Source organism: Streptomyces sp. WM4235, from assembly GCF_001279725.1.
Taxonomy (GTDB): domain Bacteria; phylum Actinomycetota; class Actinomycetes; order Streptomycetales; family Streptomycetaceae; genus Streptomyces.
Genome location: NZ_LGDE01000122.1, coordinates 1 through 3,292, shown reverse-complemented (window position 1 = coordinate 3,292; position 3,292 = coordinate 1). Strand labels below are relative to the sequence as shown.

Below are 3,292 nucleotides of genomic sequence, written 5' to 3'. Positions count from 1 at the left end.
GGCGGTACCCCGAGCAGGATGAGCAGGCCGAGGGGTACCGATACGCGCAGCAGGGCCACGGCGCTGACGGCGAGTCCGGCGACGGCGGCGATCCCGTACGGCAGGGCGGCGACCACGGCGCCTACCCGGGCCGCGTCGCCGGTGGCCATGGCGGTGAGCGCGCCGGGCAGTCGGCCGGAGTCGGCGCCGCCGCGCGGGTCGAGGACCCGGGTGCCGAGTTCGGTGCGGATGCGGTGCGCGGCCAGTTCGCCGGAGCCGTCGGTGATGCGGGCCGCGGTGCGGTAGCAGGTGGACAACACGAGGAAGAGCACGGCGAGGACGAGCAGCCAGCGCAGGAGTGCCGCTCCGGATCCGGTGGCGACGGCCCGGTCGATGATGACGCCGATGACGACGGGGACCATCGCCTCGCAGGCCTGGTGGGTCGTTCCGAGGAGCGAGGCGGCGGCGACCCGGCGCCGCTGCGCGGTGATCGCGCGCCGGAGGACGGAACCTCCGGGTGGGCCGGCGTCGAGCATGCGGGACCTCCGGAGGTCGGGTTAGGTGAGGCTACTCTAATGTTCGACCCTCCCCATCGGGTGCGAATTCCCACGCCGGACGGACTGCCCCGCCGTGCAAGCGCGTTGACCCCTCCGAGAACATTCGGTTAGCCTCACCTAAGTTGAACGTGCTTGGTCGCATTGTGCGATCGGTCGCCGAGGGGAGCCGTGTTGTCGGTCGAGACCCGGGCGAAGGTCGGACGTGATGCCGAGGAGCTCCCGGCTCCTCGGGGACGCGGAGCCGCGGTGGCCGCCGTGCGGAGCGTGGGGTTGCTGGTCGCGCTCGCCGCGCTCGTGGTGATCGCCCTGCTGAGCGTGTGGTCGGGCACCCGCGACATCCCCTTCACCTCGACATGGGGGGTGCTGTGGAACCCCGACGGCACGCAGACCTCCGTGATCATCCACGATTACCGGATCCCCCGGACCGTGCTCGGACTGCTCGTGGGCGTCGCCCTCGGGCTGTCCGGCGCCCTGATGCAGGCCCTCACCCGCAACCCGCTGGCCGACCCCGGCCTCCTCGGGGTGAGCCTGGGGGCCTCGACGGGGGTGGTGGTGGCCATCGCCTTCCTGGGCATCGGTTCGGCCCTCGGCTACGTCTGGTTCGCCTTCGTGGGAGCCGCCGTCGCCTCGGTCGTGGTCTTCCTGCTCGGCTCGGCCGGACGGAAACTGGCCACCCCGGACCGGCTGGTGGTGGCCGGTGCCTCCGTCACCGCCGTGCTGTACGCCTTCAACTCCGCGATCCTGCTGCTGAACCCGCGCGCCTTCAATCAGTTCCGCCACTGGACGGTGGGTGAGCTCGCCGGCCGGCGGATGGACGTGGTGTGGGTGATCCTGCCCTTCGTCGTCGCCGGACTGGTCCTCGCCCTGCTGCTGGCCCCCTCCCTCAACGCCCTCGCCATGGGCGACCAACTCGGCCGCGCCCTGGGGGTGAACGTCGGCCGCACCCGGATCCTCGGGGTGATCGCCGTGATGCTGTTGTGCGGGGCGGCGACCGCCGCCGCCGGCCCGATCGGGTTCGTCGGCCTGGTGGTCCCGCACGTGGCCCGCTTCCTGGTCGGCCCCGACCAGCGCTGGGTGATGGCCTATTCGGTACTGCTGGCACCGATCCTGCTCGTCGGGTCCGACGTCCTGGGCCGGGTGGTCGGCGCGCCCGGCGAGATCCAGGTGGGCATCATCACCGCGTTCGTCGGGGCGCCGCTCTTCCTCGTCCTGTGCCGTCGCCGAAAGCTGGTCATGCTGTGAGCCCCGCCCGGGGAACGGGGGCGCCCGCCGCGGCCGTCCGCCCGAAGTCCCGTCCCACCGCCCCCTCGCGGGTGATCACCGGCCGGGTGGTGCGCGGGCGTCGAGGGGGCGTCTCCCTGCGCTTCCACGGCCGTACGCTCCTCGTCGGCGGCACGCTGGCCGTCGTGCTCGTCGCCGTCATGCTGGTCACCCTGACGACCGGCGACTTCACCCTGTCCGTGCCCGAGGTCCTGCGGGCCCTCACCGGCAGCGGCTCCGGAGCGGCCGACTTCGTCGTCAACACGCTGCGCATGCCCCGCCTGGTGACCGCCCTGTGCGTGGGCGCCGCCCTGTCGGTGAGCGGCGCCATCCTGCAGAGCCTGACCCGCAACGCCCTGGGCAGCCCCGACATCATCGGCTTCACCAACGGTTCGGCGACCGGGGCACTGGTCGTGATCGTCACCCTGCACGGCAGCATGACCCAGATCGTGTTCGGCGCCCTGATCGGCGGGCTGGGCACGGCCCTCGCCGTGTACCTGCTGGTGTTCCGCGGGGGCGTGCAGGGGTTCCGTCTCGTCGTCATCGGCATCGGGGTCAGCGCGCTGCTGCTCGCCGTCAACGCGTACCTGATCACCCGCGCCAGTTGGCAGGAGGCGCTGGAGGCGCAGGCCTGGCTCGTCGGCACCCTCGGCAACCGGACCTGGGACCACGCGGCGGCCGTCGGGATCGCCGTGGCCGTCCTGCTGCCGCTCGCGTTCCTCCTCGGCGGCCGACTGACCATGGTGGAGATGGGCGACGACACCGCGATGGCGCTCGGGGTGAACGTGGCGCGCACCCGGACCGCCCTGCTGATCGTCAGTGTCTCGCTGGCCGCCTTCGCCACGGCGGTCACCGGTCCGATCGTGTTCATCGCGCTGGCCGCGCCCCAGTTGGCCCGCAAGTTGATCCGCTCCTCGGGTTCCGGCCTGGTCCCGGCCGCCCTGATGGGCGCCGTCCTGCTGGCCGTGAGCGACCTCGCGGTACAGCGCCTGTTCACCCACGCCCTCCTTCCGGTCGGCACCGCCACGGGAGTCATCGGCGGTCTCTACCTCATCTGGCTGCTGGTCACCGAGTCGCGAAAGAGCCGCGCATGACACGTACGAGCGCTCCGGACACCGTCCCGACGGCCCGGCTGCGGGCCGAGGGCCTGACCCTCCGCTACGAGCAACGGACCGTGGCCACCGACCTCGGGGTGGTCATCCCCGACCACTCCTTCACCGTGATCATCGGCCCGAACGCCTGCGGGAAGTCCACCCTGCTGAAGGCGCTCGCCCGGATGCTCAAGCCCACGGAGGGCGAGGTCTACCTGGACGGGGCCGCCATCGCCTCGTACCGCTCGCGCGAGGTGGCCCGCCGGCTCGGCCTGCTCCCGCAGACCTCGACCGCCCCGGGCGGGATCACCGTCGGCGACCTGGTGGCCCGGGGGCGCTACCCGCACCAGCGGATGCTCAAGCAGTGGGCCCCGGAGGACGAGGACGCCGTGGTCGAGGCCATGC

General features: G+C 72.5%; 3 protein-coding genes and 1 pseudogene. 3 read left to right on the top strand and 1 reads right to left on the bottom strand.

The genetic code is table 11. The features are described from left to right. Positions 1-515: pseudogene (locus ADK55_RS12260) on the bottom strand (ABC transporter ATP-binding protein); the annotation flags it as partial. 192 nt (positions 516-707) lie between these two features. On the opposite strand from ADK55_RS12260, the gene ADK55_RS12255 reads away from it, so the two are divergent. The 3 genes from ADK55_RS12255 to ADK55_RS12245 all read left to right on the top strand — a co-directional run. Beyond that, positions 708-1,778 (top strand): iron chelate uptake ABC transporter family permease subunit, encoded by a 1,071-nt coding sequence (locus tag ADK55_RS12255; protein WP_199826499.1) that lies wholly within the window; start codon positions 708-710, stop codon positions 1,776-1,778. After that, positions 1,775-2,890, top strand: a complete 1,116-nt coding sequence (locus tag ADK55_RS12250) for a FecCD family ABC transporter permease (protein ID WP_053677965.1) — start codon at positions 1,775-1,777, stop codon at positions 2,888-2,890. Before ADK55_RS12255 ends, ADK55_RS12250 begins: the two co-directional genes overlap by 4 nt. Further along, the coding region (locus ADK55_RS12245; RefSeq protein ID WP_159041365.1) for an ABC transporter ATP-binding protein at positions 2,887-3,292 on the top strand (406 nt) is incomplete at its 3' end. The genes ADK55_RS12250 and ADK55_RS12245, both read left to right, overlap by 4 nt.